This is a genomic window from Acinetobacter sp. YH16031 (assembly GCF_013417335.1).
GTDB lineage: Bacteria > Pseudomonadota > Gammaproteobacteria > Pseudomonadales > Moraxellaceae > Acinetobacter.
In genome coordinates this window covers 21,728-45,444 of record NZ_VPED01000029.1, presented here as the reverse complement: position 1 = coordinate 45,444, position 23,717 = coordinate 21,728, and the positions used below count along the sequence as shown (strand labels likewise).

Genomic DNA, 23,717 nt, shown 5'->3' with positions numbered 1-23,717 from the left:
ATGAGGCATGTTCCGCGTCCTTGCAATACTGTGTTTACATACAGTCTATCGCTTAGCGGAAAGTTCTTTTACCCTCAGCCGAAATGCCTGCCGTTGCTAGACATTGCCAGCCAGTGCCCGTCACTCCCACTCTATTGATGTGTGCTTAAAAAACAGGAGGGTTTAACTTGGTAAACTATACATACTCATTAGGAGTTTACCATGAGCAAGAAACAGAAGACTTACACCGCAGAATTTAAAGCTGAAGCCATAAAAGCCATTGAAGAGAACCAAGGTAATGTATCGGAATCCGCTAGACAACTTGGCATTTCAATGCAAACCCTTTCGAACTGGAATAACAAAGCAAAGGCTGGAACTTTAGCAGGCACAAAACAGTATTCGCCCGATCTAAACGCCTTACTCGAAGAAAATAAGAAGCTTAAACAACAGCTCAAAACAGCTGAAATGGAACGTGAATTTTTAAAAAAGGCAGCAGCGTACTTTGCCAAAGAAAGTCAGTGAGGTACGCCTATATGAAATCGCAAAGCCACTTATTTCCGATTATTTTAATGGCTCGATTACTTCGTGTATCCGTTTCTCGCTTTTATGATTGGCTAAAGCGAGGCATGAGTAAAAGATCAATTCAGCGAAATCAGCAGACAATTTTGGTCAAAATAGCCCATGAAGAAACCAAACAAAGCTATGGCTATGTTCGATTAACCAAGCATTTACAAGCGCAAGGTATCAAAATAAGTACGTATGCTGTGCGCCAAATAAAAAAATCAAATCAGTTGTATTGTAAGCGCCATAAGCGTTTCAAAAGAACCACGAACAGTGATCACAACCGTTCTATTTATGACAATTTACTCAAGCAACAGTTTTCAATGACGAAGCCTAATCTTGCGTGGTCGAGTGACATTACCTACATTTGGACGGCTGAGGGCTGGTTGTACTTGGCAGCTGTCAAAGATCTTTACACGAAACAGGTTGTTGGCTATAGCTTAAATGAGCGCATGACAGCCAAGCTTGTTTGTGATGCATTGAATATGGCTATTCGCAATCAGAAACCTGCTAAAGATCTCATTGTACATTCAGATAGAGGCAGCCAATATTGCAGTAATGAATATCGAAACTTACTTGAGAAATTTGATTTTCAGGGTTCAATGAGCAAAAAAGGCGACTGCTTTGATAATGCACCGATAGAGAGTTTCTGGGGCATACTCAAAAATGAACTAGTCCATCATCGCAACTACAAAACAAGGGAAGAAGCCAAAGCGGATATTACAAAATATATAGAGTTATTTTATAATCAGCGAAGAATTCAAAAAGGCTTGGATTTTAAGACACCAAATCAAATGGCAGAAGACTTTTATCGGTTAGCTGCCTAGAATCTCCCAAGTGAAAGTCTCCTGCTAATTCAGCACACATCACTACTCTGGTAGTGCTTAAAGAAAATAGCCCTTCATGTGGTAGTTCAATGATTTACGATGGTCAATTTAATGGGAATAAGATCTATGGCAATGGAGTTACCTCCGCTTTGCTTAAACGTCATAATATAAAAGTCATTTCAGAAGAAACTTTTTGGCAACTTTTACCCTAGTTCCTCCGCTTTTATTTAAAATCTTCATGCAACTCCAACCACGCCCCCCTTTGCAATATCAAGTCTCTTCGGTATTTAGAGATATAGTGAGGTAATAATCTAAGAAGCATATCCATTACTTCCACATCAGTTAAAAAGTAGTGGTTCAATTTTATGCTGTAATTCTTTAACAATTTTAGCAAGCTGATCATGTAAAACTAACCAACATTGCTCATGACCTTGCCCAATATATTCATCTATTATGAGTTGCAAAATGTCTTGATCTATCTGACTTAAGAATTCTAAAAACCATGTCGCAGCAACATCCTTGGCAACTATTGTTTTATGATCTAATGTATAAGCTATACGGCATAGCGCTAAAATTTGATTACATTCATCCTGATCGTCTTTCCAATGAGCAATAATTTGTGGATAAGTTTTTTGCATGGCAAATATTAATTGTTCATAGCTAATTGGATTTAACCAATCGCAAATATCAGGTCCAAAGATAGTAATGTTATGTAATTGGGCAGTTTTAAGTAAAATACTAATATCTGGATCAGATTGACTATAAAGTAATTCACCTTTGAGTAATTCTTCTCTCAACCACTCGCCATATTGTAGCTGATATGTATATGGATGATTTTTATTGGTAATACTCCCTTTTTCTAATATCGTAATTTCTAAGGCACGCGCTGTAGCATGACCAATCGGAACAGATATATTTAGAAAATTCTGCGCTAATTGTTTTCTTTCCTGATCGGTAATTTCACGTTCAATAATAACTAAAATATCAAGATCACTTTTATGTTTTAAACCACCATCAACATACGAACCATATAAATAAATAGCATAAAGCTTATCTTTAAAATTTTTTTGTAAAAGCTGTTTTACACTTTCAACTTGGCGACACTCTTCATCATTTAAGCTTTGCATATGATTTTTAATTTAAAAAAATAAGTAATGAATTCATAGAGCATTATACAGAATAAGTGTAAATAATTTAATCAATTAGTAAATAACATACTATTTTTACAATATATTTACTTTCAATATAGAGTTTAATACATAAAACTCTATCAATCAAAAAAAGCTTGAAACAACATCTGAATAGTAAGAGTCATTTCCTCCTCACTTAGAGATGGATCCGGAAATTTGAACAACTCCTATAAGTGATACTCTGCTCCTCAAATGATGTTATAAACATCAATATATGGAGTATTTTATGGCACGTAGACCAAGAAGAAATCATTCAAACGACTTTAAGGCTAAGGTAGCACTTGCTGCGATCAAAGCAGAAAAAACACTTGCTGAATTGAGTTCTGAGTTTGATGTTCATCAAAACCAAATTATTGACTGGAAAAATCAATTGATCTCAGCTTCCTCACAAGCTTTCGATCAATCAAAAGCTCCATCAGAACCTCCCATTGATCTTAAAAAGTTACATGCAAAAATCGGTGAGCAGGCATTAGAAATTGATTTTTTAGAAGGTGTGTTGAAGAAACTGGGCCGCTTCAACCACAAAAGTTAATCGATCACTCACTTCAGATTTCAGTATCTAAACAAGCTAAGTTACTGAAAGTCTCTCGTGGTTGTTATTATTATCGCCCAAAACCTGTTAGCTCATCAGATCTGAAGCTGATGCGATGTATTGATGAATTACATATGCAATATCCTTTTGCAGGCAGTCGTATGATGCGTGATTTGTTGAATCGTCAAGGGCATCATATAGGACGACGTCATACACGTACTTTAATGAAGAAAATGGGTATTCAGGCGTTATATTGCAAACCAAATTTAAGCCAGGCTAATCAAGCTCACCGTAAATATCCATATCTGCTCAAAGGATTGGCTATTCAGCGCAGTAATCAAGTGTGGTCTACGGATATAACGTATATCCCTATGGCAAAAGGCTTTGTTTATTTATGTGCTGTGATTGATTGGCATAGCCGCAAGGTACTTGCGCATAGGGTATCGATTAGTATGGAGGTGGATTTTTGTATTTCGGCTTTAAATGAAGCGATTGAAAAATATGGATCACCTGAAATATTGAATACAGACCAAGGCAGTCAGTTCACCAGTGATGCATTTATTGATGTATTGAAATCAAATGGCATTCAAATCAGTATGGATGGTAAAGGTCGATGGGTAGATAATGTGATGGTTGAACGATTATGGCGGAGCGTTAAATATGAAGAGGTGTATCTCAAAGCTTATAGCAGTGTCACAGATGCGAAAAAGCAATTGAGTGCATATTTTGAGTTTTATAATCTGAAACGACCTCATTCGAGTCTAGACAAAATGACACCAAATGAGTTTTACTATGATCAGCTACCCCAACAAAACAAGGTGGCTTAACTAGAGCGGAATATCACTTATAAATACGCTTTTAGTTGTTCAAACAAGTGGAACCACCTCTGTTTGTAATGATATTTTATAAAATTCAATATTAGATCTGCAGAGAAAAACTTATCAAACTAAGTATTGGCTAGTCTTTTTCTTCGAAAAACTTATCAAACGAAGTATTAAGTTAATCTTTTTCTTCAACTTCTTCCTTAAACTCAAACAAATCATTCATCGTACAGTTAAAGTACTTACACAACTTATCGGCGACTGGTAATTCAATACGTACAGCACGGTCATAATACATACTTGTGAGCGTGTTGCGATTGATACCTGTTGCATGCACCACTTCACTTAATTTTAAAATTTTTCTATCGCCCATGAGGCTAGATAACTTACAAGTAATCATATTTAAATTAATTTACAAAAAATAACTTGCTGTGGGTTATTTGAAGTTGTTGACTGAGTAATACTTTGCTAAAATTAACCTACAGCAGGTTATTACAACTTATAGAAAGTATATTTTATCCATTTCAACTAAATTATAACTTTTTAAATATAAGGATTGAACCTGCATTAGATTATTTTGTGGAGATGACCGCCGTGTTACCAAATGAGTTATTGATCAGCCAGCAAGCTCGTGACTTAGGAAATCAATTAATTAAAGAAATGAACATCAATAGAAGTTATGGAATGGCTAATTTTCTTGGAGTAAATACTTGCTATGATAATCATCAGGCTGTACTTATTTGGACATTTCAACTGCTTGAAAGGGAACCTGCCTTAAATGAATTAGCAGAAATTAAAAAATATTTTCTTTTAATCTTTCCAGATAGTGTTTATCAATTAGCCTAAGTTGTTTTTAAAATTAATTTATTAAATAAAAAGCACTAAATCAAAGAAAGCTTTATTTAAAAATACCTATTAATTCAAAAACATACCATTTACTGAATATATGAAGCATAGGTTCCTGCTCTATCACTCACTCGTACTAAAATTACATCGCTCTTTTTACTGATACTAAACAATTTATGTCCACGCCACGTTCTGCGGCTTCGAGGGCTAGTTTTTGTTGAACCACTGAGAACAAGGACAACAAACTGCCTACTATATTTTCCCGGAGAGTGGTGTAGGAACTTTTTCATTATTGCTAATCATATCAGCGACAACATCAGCAACGAGCTCCTCTATTCCTGAGAATGCTTTAGACTGATCCGCATCAAGCCAAGACAATGATGGAAACTCAGCACATCATTCGTTTAAGACCTATTTTAATGACGGCACTGGTCGCAAGTTTAGGTTTTATTCCAATGGCGTTAAACACTGGAATTGGTGCAGAAGTACAACGACCACTAGCAACAGTTGTTATCGGCGGTATTGTATCTTCTACAATTTTAACTTTGTTTGTATTGCCTATTTTATATCAATGGGCGCATGGCTCTGAGAGTAGCAAACAGCAATCCGACGAAATTTAAAATCAAAAAAAGCAGCTTAATTACTAGGTTATGCCTAATTAAGCTGCTTTTAATATTGTATGCCCAACATTTTATTGATAAAGCTTACTGCGCTTCATCCCGACAATTTTCATTTAAAAACTCAAACTCTATCGTTGTATGCGATAAATGATAGGAAGATAATTTAGCTGCAACTTCTTGTTTAAGCCTAATTAATTCTTTAACGTCAAAGTTGTCACTCAGCTCAAGGTGCGCTGTTAAAACGTGACTTTCACCATCTAGTGACCAAAAGTGCATGTGGTGGATACCATTAACTTCAGGAAATTCCATTAGTGATAGTTTAATACGCTTTTGAGTCTCTTTATCGGGTGCAGCTTGAAGAAATAAAACGAGTGTTGATTTCAGGTTTTTGAAAACATTAAACAAGATGAACAGCGTGAACCCTATTGATAAAAGGGGATCTAATATCGGCAGTTCAGCGAACAACAGTACGATAGAGACTATAAGAACGGCAACCCATCCAAGTACATCTTCAAGAAGGTGCCATGTCAGCACTTTCTCATTTAATGTTTCACCCGCTTTTAATTTTAATACAGCATATCCGTTAACGGCAACGCCGAGTATCGCTAGCCCTAACATCCCCTCGACTACAGGCATTTCAGGATTGGACAGCTTTGGAATTGCTTCAAATAAAATCCAAATTGAGCCAATGATTAAAACAATACTGTTTATCAATGCGCCAAAGAGAGTAAGTCTACGATAACCATAACTAAACTTATCTGATGCTTCTTTATCTGAAAAACGACTTAAAATCCACGCAAAACCTATTGAAAGACTATCACCAAGATCGTGAACTGCATCTGCCATTATCGCCGTACTGTTAGTGAGCCAACCACCTATAAATTCGATAATAGTGAATGTCACATTAAGGAAAAATGCCCAACCAATACGGTCATCTTTACCATGTTGATGACTATGATTATGGTTGTGCATTTTGTACCTCTAGTACTTTTCTATTTCTTAGTTTTGATACATTCATATTAATCAAGTGACGTATCAAGCGTTGATATATCCAGCGTTTGAACCCCGACAAGTTAGTCCCTTTTTCGAAATAGAACTCATCAGGGGAATCATAAAGCCCAAAGTCATCATGAATACCTTCTTTTTGAATATAGGTATTTTCTCCACGCCAATCTGTATCTGGTGATGAAAAGCACTTTGTTGCAACACCATAACCACAAAAATCATCTTTTACAAACTGATAAGCGGCACCAATTTTGTTGAAGTTATCCAAGTTTTTCCACCTACGTTGATCGATCAAGGATTGGATATCTTTGTGTTCAAAATTAACGATATTCGTATTGTTTAAATATTTCTCAGTCATTTTTTATATATCCTTTTCGTTGCATACTTATACTATAGACTCTATAGTAACTATAGAGTCAAATGTCTGGGGGAAATTGATGAAAATAGGCGAATTGTCAAAAAAATCGGGCTGTTCAATACAAACGATTAGATATTATGAAAGAGAAGGATTACTGTTAAATCCAAATCGTTCAGAAGGTAATTTCAGGCTGTATGATAGCAAAGCACTTAAACAATTGGAATTCGTAAAGCATTGTCGCAGCCTAGATATATCACTCAATGATATTAAACGTCTTATCGAATTAAAAAATAAGCCAGAAGAAAGCTGCTCTAGCGTTAATGCATTAATTGATCAGCAACTTGCACTAGTGAATAAACGCATGAAAGAATTAAGGGCGCTTAAAGCTGAATTACAACAAATGGCTAGTGCTTGTGGTTCGAACAACCCAACATACTCATTATATTCTGCTGACCATGTAACACGGCAAGTATATTGTTTACTATCCATTTGAAACCCCATAATGTTTTAAGTCTATGTATAAAAGTACGATTTTCACTTAGCAGTACTTAAATAATCACCCCACCACTGCATCATTTCAGTCCGCTGGGCTAAATAGTCAGCGTGATTATAGCTGGCACGGGTACGGTTCTTATCAATATGTGAAAGTTGTGCCTCAATCCAGTTATCCTGGAACAAACCTGAGTCATTCAAAATGGTACTAAAAGTGGAACGTAGTCCATGAGAGGATAATTGATGTTTTCCATAGCCCATCTTACGTATAGCCATATTTAATGTATTAAAATGAATCGGTTGATTATGTTTCCGTGGGCTAGCAAAAATGTACTTTTCACCGTATGACCATTGCATGACGTCTTTTAAAATATCTAAAGCCTGATCTGAAAGTGGAACTAAGAAGTCGGGAATCTCATGGCCTAATATGACTTTTCGTCGAAACTGTTTAATATGCAAGGCAGGTATTTTCCAGACTTTTTCATTTAAATCAAAATGATGAGGCTCAGCCAATAACAATTCAGCCCCTCGCACGCCAGTATGTAATTTGAACAGCAGTGCTTTTTTAATAATCGGATGGGCATCCAATTTTTGTAATTTATACTTAAAATCAGATATATCCTCCGCTTTCAAATACGGATAATTTTTCTTGATTTTACTGTTAATGGCGATTTTATTTAAACCATGCGCGATGTTGAATTCACAATAACCCATCGCTACAGCGTAGTCATAAATTTGGTTCAAATAACTACAAGCTTTCTTGACAGGTTCTTTTACTTGGCGTCCCTCTATTTTTTTGATTACTGAAACCAGGTCATAACGCTTGATGTTTTGAAAAGGTAGATCCTGAAGGTCTGGATAAATATCTTGCTGTAAGCATCTTTCTGCTAACTGTAGTACACCACAGCGGGGTAGATCGTTGAAGGCATTTTTCAGTTTGAACTGTAACCACTCCTCCCCGACCTTACCAAAGGTGATGACATTAGAGGCAGTATCTTGTTCAAAACAGAAATCATTGTCTTTAAAGTCATCTCTGACTTGTCGTGCCTTTTTCAGCGATAAATCAGGATAACGACCTAACTGAATGCGTCGACGTTTTTTAGTTTGTGGATCTGTATAGCGATAGCACCAAGATTTTCTTCCACTCGGCTCAATCTTCAGGCTAAGCCCATCTTCATCGGATAAAAAACTGGTTTTTTCCTTACAATGAGCTTGGCGAACTTTAATTTCAGTAAGACTCATGGAATTTAAATGAAACCTAACAATGGGTTGATTGGATCAATTATATCAAAATAGAACGCTTTATGTATGATGCGTACACTACGCATCATATATATTTGTAATATATTGTTTTATATATTTAATATTTTAAGTATTTGTATTTTAGTAACCATTATAAGTACCACCTCTTCTTTAAGTTCCCAACAACTCACTTTTTCTGTCATCAATGTTAAATAAGTCTTGTGCTTTAAATTCTTAGATGACCTCCTCTACCCTTTATTATCATTTTTATAAAAGTAACTATATGTACTCATTAAAATTTGTAGAGCTCAAAAACAAAAAAGACCGCTATATAGCAGTCTTTTAACTTAATTAAATAATAATTAATTCATTTTCATCATAAGTGCATAAGCATCACGTTTGTTTTGACGCAATGATTCTATCTCGGACTTCGTCAGCTGTTTTACGAGAGTAATTAACTATAACTAAAAATATAGACAAATATTTGCATAAGTTCTCATTTTGTCTATGTCGATTCAGTAGTGGCAAGGTGGGTATTTATTAGAGATTTAAATGATTATCTTTTGTATTTTAGGTGAGTGTCTTGGTATATTAGCATCCATATCTATTGATTATCCAATCCCTTAACCTAGGCATGACTTTGTGAAATTAACACGCATCCACCATTGTAAAAACTTGAATGTGCAAAAGTACAAACAGCTTGAGAAACAAGCTGTTTTACTTGGTCGTATTCGTAGCGAGGTGTGGGCTAAATATGGTGCTATTTCAGGTTTGAATATCAGTGACAGAGCTATTCGTGATGCGTGGATGAAAGAAAGTCGTGACTTTGGTGTTTCTGCAAATGCGTGGAAAGAAACGCTACGTGATTGCATAGGTGATATTAAAGCCTATCGAGAAGCATCAAAAGACAAAGTAAAGCAGGCGATCCGAAAACGCACCTCCTGTAATAATGAACAAAAAAGACTATACACCTTGCTTAAAAAAGATGAATGGATGACTGATAATTTCCTCCATCGTCAAATGCGTAATCACTTTAAGCATGGTGTTAATCACACACATAATCAAATTATTGTTCGTGCGGATATGTGTAAAACCTTTGAGTTAAATGGTCAATGTTGGCTTAAAGTACCAAGCCTAATCCCTCGACAAACCATTAAAATCCCATTAAATACGACTGTTGATTTTGCGCCACAAGGCACACTTAGAATCATTCTAAAAAACGGTAATGTTGAAGTTCACTCAACTTATGATGCAGTTGAAACACAGGATTGTGGTCAGGAAACCGTAGGTGTTGATAAAGGGTACTCAGAAGCTTTTGTGGACTCTGATGGCGATGTATATGGGAGTGGTCTAGGCAAGCTGATCTCAAGTGAATCAGATTATTTAAATCAAAAGTACAAGCACAGAAACAAGCTCAGAGCGATTGCTAAAGCTAAACCACACAAGAAACAGAAAATTGAGTTAAATAATCTAGGTCGAAAAAAACTAGATAAGCGACAAGATACTCAAAAAGCAAAGCTCAAAACATTAATATTTACAGCAACTCACAAGTTGGTTGATAAAGCCAAAGTGATTGTTGCGGAAGATTTAACATCCCCAATTCAAAGTAAACGCAACTATGGCAAAAACACCAATAGACGCTTAAATACATGGGCTAAAGGTTTGTTAGCTAATGCCCTAACTTCTATATCTCACCGTAGAGGTTCTACGGTGCATCTAGTCAATTCTGCATATACTTCGCAAAGTGATTCTTTCTTGCATGGCCTTTTAATAGGTACACGTAAGGGAGATCGTTTTCACCGTTTCAATGGGGAAGTTGTGCAAGCTGATTGGAATGCTGCGAGAAACGTGCTTGCAAGATTAAACGACAATGAGATAAGTCGTTATACGCCTTACAAAACTGTAAAGCGTATATTGCAAGAACGGACTGACCGCTACAAGTCGGAACTGACCGACTCAGGCTCTAGTTACACGCTTGGCAACAAGACATTAACAGAGTGCGAATTAGTCCTTGAGTATGTTTGAATACATTTTAAGGAACAGTAGGATAAAAACATGCACTTATTTAAATTAACTGACGAACAACTCGCACAAATTCTTATCCCGAAACGATTTGTACCACCTACTCCACCTGAACATGAAGGCAAGAATATGGTCTATGTATTTGATAGTGAGGATAAGTTTGAACTGACTTATGATGAGCTGGTGGAAATCATTAGCAAAGCTAGAATGGCTGGTCCGAAGTTGATACCTGTCTTAGGCACCGTGAATTAAATTGTGCAGTGTTCGCACGCCACTTGAAACATAACTTGATTGGAAATGAATTTGGGCTGAGAAAAATTCAGTTCAAATTTAACCTGACGGGCACACTAAAAAATGGGTAATTGTCAGATCGAGTTTGGACTACAACACTTTAGCTCATCGATTTACCATACCGCTAATCTTCACACCATTTTCGTAAATCCAGCGATCAAACTGTGATACTACATTCCGCTTATTAATCCAAGTCAGCATGGTGCTTTTCATAAAGGCAGTTTACTTATAAACAGGGAAATTTCTAAACAATTCCCCTTTAACATGCTTAGGCTATTTGATCCAGAGTTCATCTTTTTGCATCATTTTTAACATTAAATTAAATATAACCAGCGGAGTAACATTTTTTTTGTTAGAGCCGACAACTCTTTGAAAACTAAATTTAACGGTTCGCTCAGGAGCATCCAAATTAACTGGGTAGTTTTGTTTTTCTAAATACAGATGATCTCCTAACATTGGCTCTATACCAGTAATAAAATTAACAATTTGTTGCTCATCACCTTTCATTCGGCATTGAAAATGTAGAAAATTCTTACGCAGTTTTCCAAATAATAATAATATTTTAAGCGCCTTAACCATGTTCTTTTCTTTCAGTGCATCTTGCTGCCTATCATCTTTATAATGAAAATCAAGGAGAGGAATTATTTCATCTGGACGAGTCAGTTTTTTAGCCTTTTCGTAAAGTTCATCAAACCAACTCTCTTCTAAATTCTTACTATAAACATAATTCGTTTTTAAATTAAATTTTTGGCGATCCATCCATTTAGTGCTCATCCATTGACATCGTTGCATCCATTCTTGAGCTTGGGTATCTTCGCTTAATCGACCTTCTCTAAAACTTATCAAACGTTGAAAAGGTGTCAGAGTACTCTTCTCTATACTAAACTTCTTTTCTTGTCGGCCAGCCATCGTAACTGGCTGTGTTTGCTGATAAGAATTAAACCATTTCTGCTGCTGAGTATAACGATTTAGGTTTATGTAGTCTGTACTTGACTTCACTGGACTAAAACACTGTTCTAATACTTTTTTTGAAATGATACACGGCGAATTATAAATTCGATCGACTGCTAATAAATCCAAAACATGAAGGTAATTTGAAGCCGTTTGCTCAATACTGCTATGCCCCATCCAAGAGGCGAGCACCTGCCATTTATGTTGAATAATCTCTTCTTGAGCACGTGCTTTCATACCAAACAATAAATCCCTCATCTTTTTTGCTTTTACCCAAGGACAATCTGTGTAGGTCTTGATCATTTCTTTTGAACCGAGCAAAGTTATTGCTAGATAGTTAGCAGCACTGTGGCGTAATGTATGAAAACTAAAGCCATGATGCATACCTAATATTTGACTAAACAAATCTACTGTAATTTTGCTGATACATTGATCAGTTAATACACGATGATTCACACTAAAAAGTAGATCATCCTGCTGATTAACCAAATATTGCTCATAACGATGTTGTATGTAACGTTGTACTACTAAAAACTCATGTTCTGACAATGCAATTTTCAATGGTATTTGACGATTCGCACTTCGCGTTTTCAGACGGCGATATGAATTGTCTTGGATATGAAGCGTGATATTATTAAAAACTGTATTTTCTTTTTCTTTATAAAGTAGCTCTGGGCAAATAATATCTTGTATTTTAAGACAACGAACTTCATTTAATCGAAGTCCAGTTCTATAACTTAGTAAATACATCAGCTTTAAACAACTCAGATGATCGACCCACTCTGATGCCGTTGGCTCTTGACTTAAATTTTCTAGTTTTTCCAATAATTTGCCAAATAGCAAAGGACTCACTAGCCGTGCATTGCAAATTTGTAAATGCTTAAAACTTGAATTCTGTAACACCAATACCCCTGGAGCATCATAATTCTCTATACAGAATTGATGAAAATCTTTTAGGCGACCAAAACGGTATTCTGCGCTTTGGTGCATCTTACGAGAGGTTTTTCCTTTCACCGAATCTCGTTGAACTGCTTTTTCATCACGTTCACTGCTGTATTTCAATAGCTGCCGATATAAATCCTCATAGTCATCTATGGATTGTTGCTTTAAATCTAATTTATTGAGCCAAATCTCAAATATAAATTCTTTGCCAAACGATCCTAAGTAGCTTTCAATAGTTGATAATTGAAGCCCTCGTTTTTTTAAATGCATTAACCAGTGAATTAAGCGTAGTTGAGCATCAATTAAAGACTTTTCCTCCGTATTAGCATCAACTATCTTCTCCTCTAACACCCTTCTAGTTTCTTGCCAAAAACGTAGCGTGCGTTCTTCTTTATTCCTCTTTTTATCTAAACGCTCAACTTTTTGACCTTTACGTTTCTTTTGACCAAACAACATCAACTCATACGGAATCGTTTGTAATTTGCTTTGAACAGTCGGAACTTCAGGAAGTAACTGCTCTTGTTCAAAATGAATAGGGCGATTATCTGGTTCTGTGACTTGATTGTAATCATTATTCCACAGCAATCTAAATTCGGATGGCCTTAAAGCAACAGTATTAATCTCTTGCTGAAGCACATTACTCAAAAATATATCTATGCTGAGGTTTGGATTAAATTCGAGTACCATTTGCACATCATTAAATGCACGAAATCCACGGCGTTTAATTTGATATTGCAGATCCCCAAGACTTTTTTTCCTGCCTATCTTACTCAAGCTTTCTAAAATACAATCTTCAACTGAATGTTGCAGACAAAATTCTTTCTGAGCAGCTTTCAACTTTTTTAAATATTGCAAAATGAACTGCGCATATGGGTTAAAAAAAACATGTTTCCATTGGTACAACTTTCCCTGTTCTACATCGTTGCCATATTGAGAGTTTTCAACACGATAATGTAGTAACAATGGATTAGTGATTTTTTTGTAGTCCGAATGGTATAACCGAAAACAATTCAGATCTGTACCAAGCTCAATGGCCTCCTGCAATTGCTTCTGAATAGCAATCAAATGCTGTTCATCTGCACAGCCTGAAATATATATAAAACTTAAGCATAAATTTCCCCATAAGTACTTTGGTTCATTCCAATATTCAAATGAATCTTGCCAATACTGCCTTAATTCCTTAAGTACATGGATATGTAGATGCCCCTGTTCTAACCGTGACTCTGTACTCTCAATTTTTCTAGGCAGTACGATCCGTTTAGTATGTGGATTTAGCTTAATTCTGTATGATTTTTTATCTACATTCTGGTTGAATTGCTTCCTTCTTTTATTAAATTCATCTTCAGTAAATTGCATCAGTTTTGATTGTTCGTCTCGGCTCAACTTTTGACTCAAACAATCAACACTATCTTTAATGTCATGCCATTTTTCAGCGATCTGCTGATCAAGTTTTTGCTGCATTTCTTTCGTCAATACTTCAGGTGGAGAAGGCTGTCTATCTAGCGACTTTTTCACCATTTTATGAATATCAACAAATAGATCATCTAGTTGTGGTTTTATTAGTTCTTTGATTTTTTGCATACAACTATTTTCGCTCTAAGTGTTTAATCGATAAAGATTTGACATTATCTTGCAATTGCTGGCGGGCTTGCTGTACATAGACATTCGGGATAAGTGAAGAATGCGGATGAAAAGCCTCTCGGTCACGTTGGTCATGACCATACAGGGCCTGAATTAAGTGAAAAGCTAATGCTGGTTTACCCTCTTGCTGCTCATGCATCAAAAAGTTCATGTCAAAATGACGTAACCAATTCGAATACATATTCTTTGGAAAGACTCCTTGCATATATGAATTCACCCATTTTCTCGATAAAGGGATTAACTTAATTTTCCTGCTCTGCCATTCTTTGACAGTTATCGGCAAGATATCTTTACTAAAAATGACCTTACCAAAAAGATCATTTACAGTTATCTTCTTCTTTGCAAAGACTTGTCTAAAAAATGAACCGTACGCTTCAATAATTTGTTCTAAAAAGGCAGTGTAATTTTGCAGTGTTTTTATGAAAAAATCAGATAAAGGGATAAAACGACCATCTTTTCTTGCTTTACTATTTTTTTTATCATTCACATATAAAAGCTTGAGCTCAACACAATAATCATCCAAATTCCCCAACAGGTTTTTTTTAGGCCGACTTGCCAAACTCAACAAACTGATATGCCACATCCAACACGCATATGCATTAAGTTGATTAATAATGTGCTTATCTTCTTGGATGTTTTCGTGACAATGTCTATGTAAAATATGGAATTGCTCTTTCACAAAATTGGGTTCAAGTGCCAGTTGGCTCCCTATCCTTCCTATAGATAATGCAGATTGCACTTTGAATTGTTGTTGCAATATTTTTAGTTCAGCCGTGTCTTCAGTAAAATGTGTGGAATGTGGTGTAAGTGCTTTTTCTAAAAAGGCTAGATATGTGCTACTGAGTTGAGTTTTCGGTAGCCCGCCATAATAGATACCAGGCATGTGATGCTGACTATCCCGCCCAGCAATTACATGAGCAAGATATTCATTATATGTTTCATAATATATATGAAAATATAATTGAGCCTGCAGTTTTTCTACAGTGATCGAACCTACAAACCGATTATCAAGCCAATTCTTAAGTTTCGTATTAATGTGTGTTGATGAAATTAGTGGATTCGATGCTTGTTCTATATAGTCAAACCAAGCAGAAGGTAAATGTAGTTGATGTGTCATCACTTCATTCCACCGCACATGATTTAAGCTCTTAATCTTCTGCTCTGTAATTTTAAGATTTAATTTGAGTAAATATTCGCGACGTCTACTTGAACCATTCTGGATCAAAATTCCATCTTGAATAAGCTCGTTAAAATCCATCAGTGCGACGGGTGATAATCCCGTCAAAAGTGACAATAAACATGCTGCAGCGATTGCAGCATCCCTCCAGTGCCCGGATAACTCGGTTCTCAACACATAAACAATTTGCTTCAGTATATCTGGCGCCAAATAATGTGGATTTGTAACAAAAGGAGCATGACGGCGCTGGCGATGCCGCATTAGATGCGTCGCATTATCGCTGAGTATATAATTTAAATTTTTAGACTTTTCATCTTCTGAATAAAACTCCATTTCAGGATCTAATAGATCAACTTCACCCTCTTCATCTTTGTGAAGAGCGGCATCATAAATACTAATCTTTGCGTTATGTCCAATATCTACTTGCTTACCCGTTTTAATTTCACGAAATTTTTTGAGTTCATTTTTCGTCGGCCATTGCAAAACTTTGCTTTTTTTTGACTTACGCTGACGATGAACTACACGACGATCATCTAGTCTTTTAAAAATTATTAATAGAGCCGATAAATACTCTATGACTTGTACTTGTTCGAAATCTTTAATATTAAAAAGTTGATTACGATCCTCTTTTTTCAAATTACGTTCGTACGTGACATAACAATTTAGCAGCTTACTACATTCATGAAATAATTCAGCATGATTAGAATCCAGCACATATCGTGAGACATAGCGTAATAGGTCACAAACATGTTTTTGCTTATTCTCAGCTTTATCAATTTTTGCAAATTCTTGATACTGCCGATATGTTAAAAAACTCGCTTGTAGAATCAAATAACGTTGCGATGACAGCTCTTGTGTATTACTAGAATCTGGACATGCAAAAAAACTCACAGCAGCTAAAAAAGAATACTTACCGATCTGTCTGGAGCCTGATATATAGCTATAAATTTGTTGTGCTAATTTGTATAGAGCGTAGACATCTTTATACAAATCATCTGATAGATCGACAAATTGTGTATTTACAATATCATCACGTAATAGACAATAATCTTGTTGATATTTTTCTGCTAAATCTAAGAATTGCTCTTGTGTTTCAATGTTTGGCATATTCATTTTCGCTTAATATTTTTATCACGTTGCATTGTTTAAATTCATTGTGATCAGAACGATTTGGTAAAAGTTGATCCTTTATTGAATTCTTTGTTAGCTTAAAAAATCTTGCAAAAAATTTAGCATCCAGTTCTTTCTGAGCTTTTCTTTCAAAGCACAAGTGTTGTTGTGATTTTTCGATAAAATCATCAAGATTATGTATCAACTGTAAGATTGCAACATAATTAGAATGCACACGTAAGCCTGGCTCCGTTTGCATCAATAGCAAGATTTTTTGCCAAATTTTCACATAGATTATTTTGAACTTTGCTTGTACTACTACTTTCTGACTCTGTTTAATCTTTTTGATTTTCAGTAGTTCTGAGTTAATTTTTACTATCTCAAGTTGAACATTTTTTCGGTCAAAGCAAAAGGGCATGATAAATTGCCCCATAAAAATTTCTATATTTTTTACCAAATAGTCAAATCTTAACATTTTTATCGATTTAAAAAATGAGCATATCTTTGTATATGAAACTTCATTTAATTTATCAACTAAATTTTCTCAAAATTACAATTCTCAACAAATACATACGGTTTGCTTATCTATGACGGTCTAAATTTTAAGAATTCTTCCACTTTTTTTTAGTTTTCTGTTATTACATGAAACAATACCGTTGTATTACATTTTAGAAATGCTGTGTATGCAGCATTGATCAAAAAGATTCTCTGCTATACTTACTTCACGTGTAGCATCAATGGAGTTTCGAAATGCTCAGAACCACTGAACAGAAAAGAAAATATATTCAAGCGACACGTTCGCAAAACTATCAAGCCAGCCTAAAGCTTGAAGGCATTACAACGACAGCTCAAACAACTCAACAAAGTAAAGCTGAAATCTTGCAAAAATATAAGAAGTATTCGCAACCCGAATCTTAGTCAGGTGCATGTATGGATAAATATGGGGAAATGGGTGACAGCCTGTATTGTTACCCTGGCACAAATATCCTAAAGAACAAACTCAATATTCGTGATGAACAAATTTTAGAACAAGCTGAACTAGAACTGTCTGGATTGGCAAGTAACTTAATTGAATATGCTGAACCACCTTACGACTTACAATACTTAAAATCAATTCATGCGCAGCTCTTTGGCGACTTATACGACTGGGCAGGAAAGTTAAGACAAATCGATATTTCCAAAGGTGACACCCGTTTTTGTAATTTTTCCCGTATTGAAATTGAAACCAATAAACTACTCAAACCGCTTCAAGAAAAAAAATACTTTCAAGGCTTAGCACCACAACAACTGATTCCTCAACTTGCCGACTTGTATTGTGAGCTTAATGTCATACACCCATTCCGTGAAGGTAATGGACGTACACAACGGATTTTCTTTGAGCATCTGATTGCTCATTGTGGTTATGGTATTGATTGGTCTCGCATTGACTCTCAACAACAATGGATTCAAGCCAATATTGAAGGTTTTTATGGTAATTTAAATCCATTAATTAAGATTTTTGAAATATGCTTTATTCAAAATACCTAAAATTTAAGTAGTCGAAGCCCACAATCCTTAATGAGCCATCATCTTTGCTTCAATCCACTGATTAATTTCCCAAATAAACCAACAATCACGATTCTTAGAAATCTTAATACTCTTCGGGTAATTTAGGATCGTAATATTCAGATTACTTATCCAGAATTGAATAGATCGTTAACTTAGATAGACTTTTAAGCAATGTAACTTGCCGCATGTTTATCAACATATGTCTCAAAAAAGTCTGCCCATACATAGATTTATGGTGTTTAGTGCTTAAATTTCAGATTAATCTTCGTCTGATGACCTGAATGGATGTTACAGATTACATGCAGGTGAATTACTCTGTGGCTGTATCATGGCTTTTGTGCAATCCAATCCATTTGATCCGAATGTTCTCTTTTGCAATAAAGCAGCCTCTTCTGCTTTTCCTGAACCAACGAACTATGTCATTGATTTGATTCAACCGACAACAGTGATGCTGAATCAAATCTCCAAAGAAGGGATTAAATGCAAGAAATGTGGTAAGAAAAAGATAGGGGATGGAAGTTATTATCCGTCTAATTGGAACCAGCCCATGAGTCGAGATCAGTTGAGTAAGAATCATTTTAAATGAATAAGAGAAGGATGGCTTACCTCACTTCTCCGAATAACAATGCTATGCTTTTCAACCAAGGTTATAAATTGGCAACTACATTTCATTCTTCTTCATGCTGGTCCTATAGCCTGTAGACAATTACTACATCATTTGCATTCAATGCTCAATACAGCCTGTCAGCAGAACCGCAGCGATACTTTTTTTCGTGCATACATGTAGTGTTTAAATCCATTCATTTTTCAATGATCCTCTGCCGTTTATCACATTTATGGTCGATCTTTAACCTTGTGAAAAATGCACATACCGATCCCTTCAAACTGTCAAATTTATGTATGCATGACATTTAAAGAAAATTATCTGATCAATTTTTTTAGGTAAAATTCATCAAGAAAAAAGTTATTATTATTCATAACATCACCAATAACCACATAAAAACAATAATTTAATAAATTATTCTTCCAATTTTTTTATATTTAGTGTTATTACCTCTAAATCCATGTTTACCACCTTCTATTACATAAGTAATTTAGAAGTATCCACGATATAAATTGCTTGCCCTCACACCTCTCCCCTCTCACGCCCAAAAAATTTATACTGAAAGGCAGATTAAGCCCGTTCGAGTTACATATAGCCGCATGCTATATTGAAAGCATTAAGAAAATATCCTCAATATTTATAGGATTTTTAAAGTATGAACTAATTTTCGAAGAACCCTTTCTAAGTAATGTGACCTATTAGGAAAAATGAAAATACTGAAATCTCCGTATCAACAATCAGTCAAAGTACATCCTGATGATTTTCTGTAACCGATACCCAAGGACTATACCTACCCTTCTGATGTGCTGTGCAACAAAGCCCTCCTTAGCCACACTATAGCTATAGATTAATTCCATTATTTTGTGATTTAATTAAATTATTCATTCTTAAGACCCAATTTAATGGATTTATATTTCACTAAACCAGAAGAAGTTGTGACTCTTTTAGGTGAGCGTTTACGTAAGCAACGACTCTTTCTGGAGATGTCTCAAGCTGAGGTAGCAGCACGCGCTGGTGTCGGCGTGAATACAGTTTCGAATCTTGAAGCGGGACGAAATGTATCTGTTGAAAATTTAGTCCGTATTGCAATGGTCTTGGGTCGATTAAACGAACTTCAGGAACTATTTAAACCTCAGCTTAACAGTGTGAATGACATTCTTCGCTATGAGAGTCAAAGTAAGCGCCACCGTATTAAGAGGAAGGGATAATGCTCAATAGACTTAATGTTTATTACAACGGTTGGGGCGAATCATGGTTATGGGGAACGCTGATTAGTTCAACAGCCACGACAGGTAGACCCACCATTGCTTTTGAATATAGTCCAGAAGCAATACAGCAAGGTGTTGAGCTCTCTTCTTACTTGCTGCCTTTAAAAGGTCTACCATTCAGACAAGGTTTTCCTACTCATCAAATGGGACTCCCAGGTCCAGTCTATGACGCTTTACCAGATGGTTGGGGCATGATGTTGATGGATCGATATTTCAAAAAAATTGGCTTAAATTCAGCACGAATTGGACCTTTGGAGCGTCTGACCTATATTAGTAGTCACGCAATGGGTGCCCTCTCCTTTGAACCTTGTGTTGCTGACATGCAAACCTCAGAAAATATCCCTTTACAACAACTGGCCCAGGAAGTTCAAGAAGTACTCAAAGGTGAAGGTGGTGAATTTCTACAGCATTTATTGGTCATGGGTGGCTCCCCTCAAGGTGCCAGACCAAAAGCGTTGGTTTACCGAGATCCTGTCAATTTAGAGTTTTCGACTCAAGATTCTGATCAACATGAAGCCTGGCTGATTAAGTTTCCTGCTCAGCAAGAGCATCCTGAAGTCTGCGCCATTGAAGCCGTCTATGCAGAATGTTTGCGACTTTGTGCAATTGAGACTCCAGATACCCATTTCTTTAATTTGCCCAATGGTTTAACGGCTTTTGCTTCTAAACGATTCGATCGTCAAAATGGTATGCGGATTCCAATGCAGAGTTTGGCTGCATATACAGGAGCAGACTATAAAGTTCCAGGTAGCCTAGACTATCGCAATTTTCTCCGGGCAACCTTGATGTGTACGCAAGATGTACGAGAAAGATTGCATGCTTTTAAACGTGCTGTGTTTAATGTGCTTTTCAATAATCGGGATGACCATACTAAGAACTTTTCATTTCTCATGGAGAAAAATGGTCAATGGAAATTGGCTCCAGCCTATGATGTGACCTTCTGCGAGGGTCCAGGTGGTTATCATCAAATGGACATTATGGGAGAAGCGCTCAATATTTCCCGAAATGACATACATAAACTCGGTACTTCAGAAGCTAATCTGACTACTCTAGAAGTCGATGAGATCATCTTGACCATGCGTGAAATTGCACTTCAATTTAGTCAAATTGCGCAGCGCCTGTATCCCCATCAAATTCGAGAATCTACCCTACAGATGATTCAATCACGGATTCAACAGAATATTGATTTTTTAACTGAAACCTAAGCGTAAATATAAACTAAGCGCCAACCATCAACTGCAAATAGACTTTGATATAGTTAGTCGCTACATAATCTGTAGAACCTGTGAATTAGCTCTCTTTATAATCACGAATATTAGATGGATCACCGCCAAGATATATTCTGCAAACGTGAAATCACTACATCCAGATCGAAAATCACTAAGAAAAAACTGTCACCAAAAAAAGGTCTGCACTATGGATAGATGCAGACCAAACTCTGGATAACTACCAGCACGAGAAATATGTCGCAATTTTGCATAGACATGAATTTGATAAAATCAGCCCAGAAAGCCAGAAATTCATAAAAACTATTTCATCAATCCCCTATAACTTAATCACGTTCATGGTCGATCTTAAATCTTGTGAAAAGTACTCATGCTGACCTAGCCAAACTGTAAAACTCATGTATTCATAGCCTTTAAATGAATCTTTCAATCGGTATATTTAAGGTAAAAACTAGTAATCAGAAGTTATTATCACCCCCATATAAAACAAGGATCAACTTAAAAACAATAACTTAGTAAATTATTCTTCCATTTTTTTTATATTTAGTGTTATTTACTGTAGTCATTAGAACACTCTTCTTTGGAATACTCTGAAGAAAACTGTAAGGTTGTAAACAGACCAAGTTACAGCGAGTAACTGATTCAGAAAAAGGCTGGTTGTATGGTGAAAGTTTAGAGTTACTGTTCTAATGTTTTAAACAAATGTTTTGTTAAAAAGGAGCAACATATGAAATTTCACATCGCTAATATGACTTGTGGTGGTTGTGCACGCGGCATTACTACCGCAATTAAAGAGCTCGACTCGAATGCCTCACTCGATATTGATTTACAAAACCGTATTATTGAAATCAACACAACGGTGAGTCAGGATCAAGTCATTGCCACTCTCAGTGAGCGTGGATTTACAGCTGATCCTGCTTAATCTCTGTTAGAGTAACAGTGGGAATTCCTTACCACTTTTACTCTCTTATTTTCCTCATCGTACAGATAAAACCTGTACTTGCTTGAAATAAAAGTAATCCCTGAATTCCACCTAATCTTGGTTCGAGCTGATCTTCGCATATAGAACTCAGCATATCTAAATGATAGAGATCGTATATGAGTACCGAAATGACTGATACGCCACACTACAGTGAAACATTAGAGATTGAGGGGATGACATGTGCTTCTTGTGTAGGCCGTGTGGAAAAAGCTTTAAAATCTGTTGAGGGTGTTGAATCGGCTCATGTAAATCTGGCTACCGAAAAAGCAGTCATTTATGCGCATCAACCACTTGATCGCGCTACTTTAATTAAAGCCGTAGAAAAAGCAGGCTACGAAGGGCTTTGTTGCATAAATATGTAAGCATCTGATTTAAATAAATTTAATTTTGGATCAAAAAACAATCAAAACTTTTAAAATCATATAGTTATGAAATCTTTGTGCAACAAAGCCCTGAATCCATAAGAGTTCCGATCAGCAGTGGTCTCCGCGATGGGTTCCAAAGCCAGCAGATGGAGCGCCTGCATGGCCCGGCATTTCATCGTGGGTATCCCGAGAGGTCTCATCTTGCCATTTTTCTTCGGAATAAGGACTCTCCGAAGCGGAAGGGGCGTGTAACCTCGCCTCTTCAACGACATCATCGCACCGGTCTTGGCCTTGGGTGTATTCCAAGTCACCTTGTCGACCCCAGCCGTGTTTTTGCCTTTGTTTTCAGACACTCGTTTGACGGCCAATGCTTTGCCACTAAACGAGTGAGTCAGCAGCCATTGCAAAGCTTTCGCCTTGTTATGCCTGCCGTCTTGTACCGCCTTCACAATACGCGCTTGCAGCCCTCTGACATGACGCTGTACAGCAATCCAATCGATGCTGTCCCACGATGTGCTGGAAGGTGCACACGCTGATACTGCTGCATTCATTTGCTCTCCCTCCATTAAAAGGGTTCTACACACTCTCTTGTGATGAGAGACCATAAGGACGTCAGCCCGCTTTCGCGTGGGGTAATGTTTCAACCTCTATCCAACCCATTACAGACTGGCATTCGCTTTTTCCTCGTTCCTTCGCCCGCATCACCATGGGCAGTTTTTGCAAACTGCTTTCCCAATGGGAGTAATACGGGATTTCCACGTTCCGCTTACTGAAGTACATCGGCTTAGGTGCCTGCTATCGACCGGGAGGCGTATGGGTCACGAATGCGTAGTCGAAAGACGCAATTCCCACCTCCATTACCGTTTTGGTTCGAGCGTATCAGCCATTTCCGCTCGTTCAACTTGACGATCGTTACGCAGATTCACATGTGTTCACCATACCGATTATCTAGCCCTTGTCCGGCTATGGCTGCCAGAAGGGTACGCCTCTCACGATTGATACCCCGCACCTTGCGGTGCCTCGTTACATTGTCGAAGGCGCTCTTTATTCAGCCTTCTAGATTCACCCGGTGACACGGGTGGTTCCCGCAGGGGGAACAACTTCATTAAGCGACTTC

The 23,717-nt window shown here is 36.6% G+C and carries 21 protein-coding genes and 5 pseudogenes; 15 read left to right on the top strand and 11 right to left on the bottom strand.

Annotated elements, in window-relative coordinates; genetic code table 11:
• The first annotated feature begins 201 nt into the window (after nt 1–201).
• Together FTV31_RS12335 and FTV31_RS12330 are read left to right on the top strand one after the other, a co-directional pair.
• A protein-coding gene (locus FTV31_RS12335; RefSeq protein ID WP_119285041.1) for an IS3 family transposase occupies nt 202–1,367 on the top strand; the annotation gives its coding sequence in 2 pieces (ribosomal slippage) (nt 202–460 and nt 460–1,367; 1,167 coding nt in all).
• Nucleotides 1,368–1,417: 50 nt separating this feature from the next.
• Nucleotides 1,418–1,579, top strand: a pseudogene (locus tag FTV31_RS12330) (DUF523 domain-containing protein); the annotation flags it as partial.
• A 126-nt stretch (nt 1,580–1,705) separates the two neighbouring features.
• Here the strand turns inward: FTV31_RS12330 and FTV31_RS12325 are convergent.
• Nucleotides 1,706–2,494 carry an aminoglycoside adenylyltransferase domain-containing protein gene (locus FTV31_RS12325; protein ID WP_038350081.1) on the bottom strand — a complete coding sequence of 263 codons (789 nt, stop codon included), beginning with the start codon at nt 2,492–2,494 and terminating at the stop codon, nt 1,706–1,708.
• Between the two features lie 277 nt (nt 2,495–2,771).
• Between FTV31_RS12325 and FTV31_RS12320 the strand changes: the two genes are divergently transcribed.
• Nucleotides 2,772–3,916 (top strand): IS3-like element ISAba14 family transposase gene (locus FTV31_RS12320; protein ID WP_099046175.1). Its coding sequence is split into 2 segments (ribosomal slippage): nt 2,772–3,036 and nt 3,036–3,916, totalling 1,146 coding nucleotides; the frame shifts between segments, so codons are not numbered across the junction.
• A 172-nt stretch (nt 3,917–4,088) separates the two neighbouring features.
• On the opposite strand, the gene FTV31_RS12315 is transcribed toward FTV31_RS12320, so the two are convergent.
• On the bottom strand, nt 4,089–4,310 hold the full coding sequence (locus FTV31_RS12315) for a helix-turn-helix transcriptional regulator (protein WP_004658364.1): 222 nt from the start codon (nt 4,308–4,310) through the stop codon (nt 4,089–4,091).
• A gap of 194 nt (nt 4,311–4,504) precedes the next feature.
• On the opposite strand from FTV31_RS12315, the gene FTV31_RS12310 reads away from it, so the two are divergent.
• Complete coding sequence (locus tag FTV31_RS12310) at nt 4,505–4,756, top strand: hypothetical protein (RefSeq protein WP_004658363.1); 252 nt, start codon at nt 4,505–4,507, stop codon at nt 4,754–4,756.
• A gap of 252 nt (nt 4,757–5,008) precedes the next feature.
• Here the strand turns inward: FTV31_RS12310 and FTV31_RS12305 are convergent.
• Nucleotides 5,009–5,152: pseudogene (locus tag FTV31_RS12305) on the bottom strand (antitoxin HicB); the annotation flags it as partial.
• On the opposite strand from FTV31_RS12305, the pseudogene FTV31_RS12300 reads away from it, so the two are divergent.
• Nucleotides 5,152–5,376: pseudogene (locus FTV31_RS12300) on the top strand (efflux RND transporter permease subunit); the annotation flags it as partial. The pseudogenes FTV31_RS12305 and FTV31_RS12300 overlap by 1 nt on opposite strands.
• 84 nt (nt 5,377–5,460) lie before the next feature.
• Here FTV31_RS12300 and FTV31_RS12295 read toward each other — a convergent pair.
• Both FTV31_RS12295 and FTV31_RS12290 read right to left on the bottom strand, forming a co-directional pair.
• Nucleotides 5,461–6,348, bottom strand: coding sequence for a cation diffusion facilitator family transporter (locus tag FTV31_RS12295; RefSeq protein WP_127800877.1), 888 nt, complete (start codon nt 6,346–6,348; stop codon nt 5,461–5,463).
• Complete coding sequence (locus tag FTV31_RS12290; protein ID WP_180004480.1) at nt 6,335–6,739, bottom strand: hypothetical protein; 405 nt, start codon at nt 6,737–6,739, stop codon at nt 6,335–6,337. The genes FTV31_RS12295 and FTV31_RS12290 overlap by 14 nt, the downstream gene beginning before the upstream one ends.
• A gap of 79 nt (nt 6,740–6,818) precedes the next feature.
• On the opposite strand from FTV31_RS12290, the gene FTV31_RS12285 reads away from it, so the two are divergent.
• A complete protein-coding gene (locus FTV31_RS12285; RefSeq protein WP_005245163.1) occupies nt 6,819–7,232 on the top strand; it encodes a Cd(II)/Pb(II)-responsive transcriptional regulator in 414 nt (137 codons plus the stop codon).
• 41 nt (nt 7,233–7,273) lie between these two features.
• Here FTV31_RS12285 and FTV31_RS12280 read toward each other — a convergent pair whose 3' ends face one another.
• Nucleotides 7,274–8,473: an integrase arm-type DNA-binding domain-containing protein gene (locus tag FTV31_RS12280; RefSeq protein ID WP_005245164.1), complete on the bottom strand. Its 1,200-nt coding sequence runs from the start codon at nt 8,471–8,473 to the stop codon at nt 7,274–7,276.
• Nucleotides 8,474–9,115: 642 nt separating this feature from the next.
• On the opposite strand from FTV31_RS12280, the gene FTV31_RS12275 reads away from it, so the two are divergent.
• Nucleotides 9,116–10,498, top strand: a complete 1,383-nt coding sequence (locus FTV31_RS12275) for an IS200/IS605 family accessory protein TnpB-related protein (protein WP_159153749.1) — start codon at nt 9,116–9,118, stop codon at nt 10,496–10,498.
• A gap of 30 nt (nt 10,499–10,528) precedes the next feature.
• The gene (locus FTV31_RS12270) at nt 10,529–10,747 is read left to right on the top strand and encodes a hypothetical protein (protein ID WP_000550047.1); all 219 of its coding nucleotides are present in this window, start codon (nt 10,529–10,531) and stop codon (nt 10,745–10,747) included.
• A gap of 144 nt (nt 10,748–10,891) precedes the next feature.
• On the opposite strand, the gene FTV31_RS17575 is transcribed toward FTV31_RS12270, so the two are convergent.
• The 4 genes from FTV31_RS17575 to FTV31_RS12255 are packed head-to-tail and all read right to left on the bottom strand — an operon-like array spanning nt 10,892 to nt 17,082.
• Entirely contained in the window at nt 10,892–10,999 is a 108-nt protein-coding gene (locus tag FTV31_RS17575) for a hypothetical protein (RefSeq protein ID WP_372551473.1), read from the bottom strand.
• A 60-nt stretch (nt 11,000–11,059) separates the two neighbouring features.
• The gene (locus FTV31_RS12265) at nt 11,060–14,260 is read right to left on the bottom strand and encodes a site-specific integrase (RefSeq protein ID WP_127800785.1); all 3,201 of its coding nucleotides are present in this window, start codon (nt 14,258–14,260) and stop codon (nt 11,060–11,062) included.
• 4 nt (nt 14,261–14,264) lie between these two features.
• Nucleotides 14,265–16,604 carry a hypothetical protein gene (locus tag FTV31_RS12260; RefSeq protein WP_127800787.1) on the bottom strand — a complete coding sequence of 780 codons (2,340 nt, stop codon included), beginning with the start codon at nt 16,602–16,604 and terminating at the stop codon, nt 14,265–14,267.
• On the bottom strand, nt 16,591–17,082 hold the full coding sequence (locus tag FTV31_RS12255; RefSeq protein WP_000943375.1) for a hypothetical protein: 492 nt from the start codon (nt 17,080–17,082) through the stop codon (nt 16,591–16,593). Before FTV31_RS12255 ends, FTV31_RS12260 begins: the two co-directional genes overlap by 14 nt.
• Before the next feature lie 275 nt (nt 17,083–17,357).
• Here FTV31_RS12255 and FTV31_RS12250 point away from each other — a divergent pair, with 275 nt between their 5' ends.
• From FTV31_RS12250 to FTV31_RS12220, 7 genes and pseudogenes are all read left to right on the top strand, one after another.
• On the top strand, nt 17,358–17,525 hold the full coding sequence (locus tag FTV31_RS12250; RefSeq protein ID WP_000946583.1) for a YhfG family protein: 168 nt from the start codon (nt 17,358–17,360) through the stop codon (nt 17,523–17,525).
• A 12-nt stretch (nt 17,526–17,537) separates the two neighbouring features.
• On the top strand, nt 17,538–18,134 hold the full coding sequence (locus tag FTV31_RS12245) for a putative adenosine monophosphate-protein transferase Fic (protein WP_179990952.1): 597 nt from the start codon (nt 17,538–17,540) through the stop codon (nt 18,132–18,134).
• A gap of 349 nt (nt 18,135–18,483) precedes the next feature.
• Nucleotides 18,484–18,741, top strand: a complete 258-nt coding sequence (locus FTV31_RS12240; protein ID WP_004726728.1) for a hypothetical protein — start codon at nt 18,484–18,486, stop codon at nt 18,739–18,741.
• 920 nt (nt 18,742–19,661) lie between these two features.
• Nucleotides 19,662–19,967: a helix-turn-helix domain-containing protein gene (locus FTV31_RS12235; protein ID WP_000366814.1), complete on the top strand. Its 306-nt coding sequence runs from the start codon at nt 19,662–19,664 to the stop codon at nt 19,965–19,967.
• Nucleotides 19,967–21,232, top strand: a complete 1,266-nt coding sequence (locus FTV31_RS12230; protein WP_000934717.1) for a type II toxin-antitoxin system HipA family toxin — start codon at nt 19,967–19,969, stop codon at nt 21,230–21,232. Before FTV31_RS12235 ends, FTV31_RS12230 begins: the two co-directional genes overlap by 1 nt.
• A 748-nt stretch (nt 21,233–21,980) precedes the next feature.
• Nucleotides 21,981–22,175: a heavy-metal-associated domain-containing protein gene (locus tag FTV31_RS12225; RefSeq protein WP_179990953.1), complete on the top strand. Its 195-nt coding sequence runs from the start codon at nt 21,981–21,983 to the stop codon at nt 22,173–22,175.
• A gap of 176 nt (nt 22,176–22,351) precedes the next feature.
• Nucleotides 22,352–22,573: pseudogene (locus FTV31_RS12220) on the top strand (cation transporter); the annotation flags it as partial.
• A 113-nt stretch (nt 22,574–22,686) separates the two neighbouring features.
• On the opposite strand, the pseudogene FTV31_RS12215 reads toward FTV31_RS12220, so the two are convergent.
• Nucleotides 22,687–23,151, bottom strand: a pseudogene (locus FTV31_RS12215) (reverse transcriptase N-terminal domain-containing protein); the annotation flags it as partial.
• Nucleotides 23,152–23,717 lie beyond the last annotated feature (566 nt).

Bases quoted from the DNA above. Each gene is read 5' to 3' on its own strand.
- FTV31_RS12325 (WP_038350081.1), bottom strand. From the start codon at position 2,494: ATGCAAAGCTTAAATGATGAAGAGTGTCGCCAAGTTGAAAGTGTAAAA.
- FTV31_RS12315 (WP_004658364.1), bottom strand. From the start codon at position 4,310: ATGATTACTTGTAAGTTATCTAGCCTCATGGGCGATAGAAAAATTTTA.
- FTV31_RS12295 (WP_127800877.1), bottom strand. From the start codon at position 6,348: ATGCACAACCATAATCATAGTCATCAACATGGTAAAGATGACCGTATT.
- FTV31_RS12290 (WP_180004480.1), bottom strand. From the start codon at position 6,739: ATGACTGAGAAATATTTAAACAATACGAATATCGTTAATTTTGAACAC.
- FTV31_RS12285 (WP_005245163.1), top strand. From the start codon at position 6,819: ATGAAAATAGGCGAATTGTCAAAAAAATCGGGCTGTTCAATACAAACG.
- FTV31_RS12280 (WP_005245164.1), bottom strand. From the start codon at position 8,473: ATGAGTCTTACTGAAATTAAAGTTCGCCAAGCTCATTGTAAGGAAAAA.
- FTV31_RS12270 (WP_000550047.1), top strand. From the start codon at position 10,529: ATGCACTTATTTAAATTAACTGACGAACAACTCGCACAAATTCTTATC.
- FTV31_RS17575 (WP_372551473.1), bottom strand. From the start codon at position 10,999: ATGAAAAGCACCATGCTGACTTGGATTAATAAGCGGAATGTAGTATCA.
- FTV31_RS12265 (WP_127800785.1), bottom strand. From the start codon at position 14,260: ATGCAAAAAATCAAAGAACTAATAAAACCACAACTAGATGATCTATTT.
- FTV31_RS12260 (WP_127800787.1), bottom strand. From the start codon at position 16,604: ATGCCAAACATTGAAACACAAGAGCAATTCTTAGATTTAGCAGAAAAA.
- FTV31_RS12255 (WP_000943375.1), bottom strand. From the start codon at position 17,082: ATGTTAAGATTTGACTATTTGGTAAAAAATATAGAAATTTTTATGGGG.
- FTV31_RS12250 (WP_000946583.1), top strand. From the start codon at position 17,358: ATGCTCAGAACCACTGAACAGAAAAGAAAATATATTCAAGCGACACGT.
- FTV31_RS12245 (WP_179990952.1), top strand. From the start codon at position 17,538: ATGGATAAATATGGGGAAATGGGTGACAGCCTGTATTGTTACCCTGGC.
- FTV31_RS12240 (WP_004726728.1), top strand. From the start codon at position 18,484: ATGGCTTTTGTGCAATCCAATCCATTTGATCCGAATGTTCTCTTTTGC.
- FTV31_RS12235 (WP_000366814.1), top strand. From the start codon at position 19,662: ATGGATTTATATTTCACTAAACCAGAAGAAGTTGTGACTCTTTTAGGT.
- FTV31_RS12230 (WP_000934717.1), top strand. From the start codon at position 19,967: ATGCTCAATAGACTTAATGTTTATTACAACGGTTGGGGCGAATCATGG.
- FTV31_RS12225 (WP_179990953.1), top strand. From the start codon at position 21,981: ATGAAATTTCACATCGCTAATATGACTTGTGGTGGTTGTGCACGCGGC.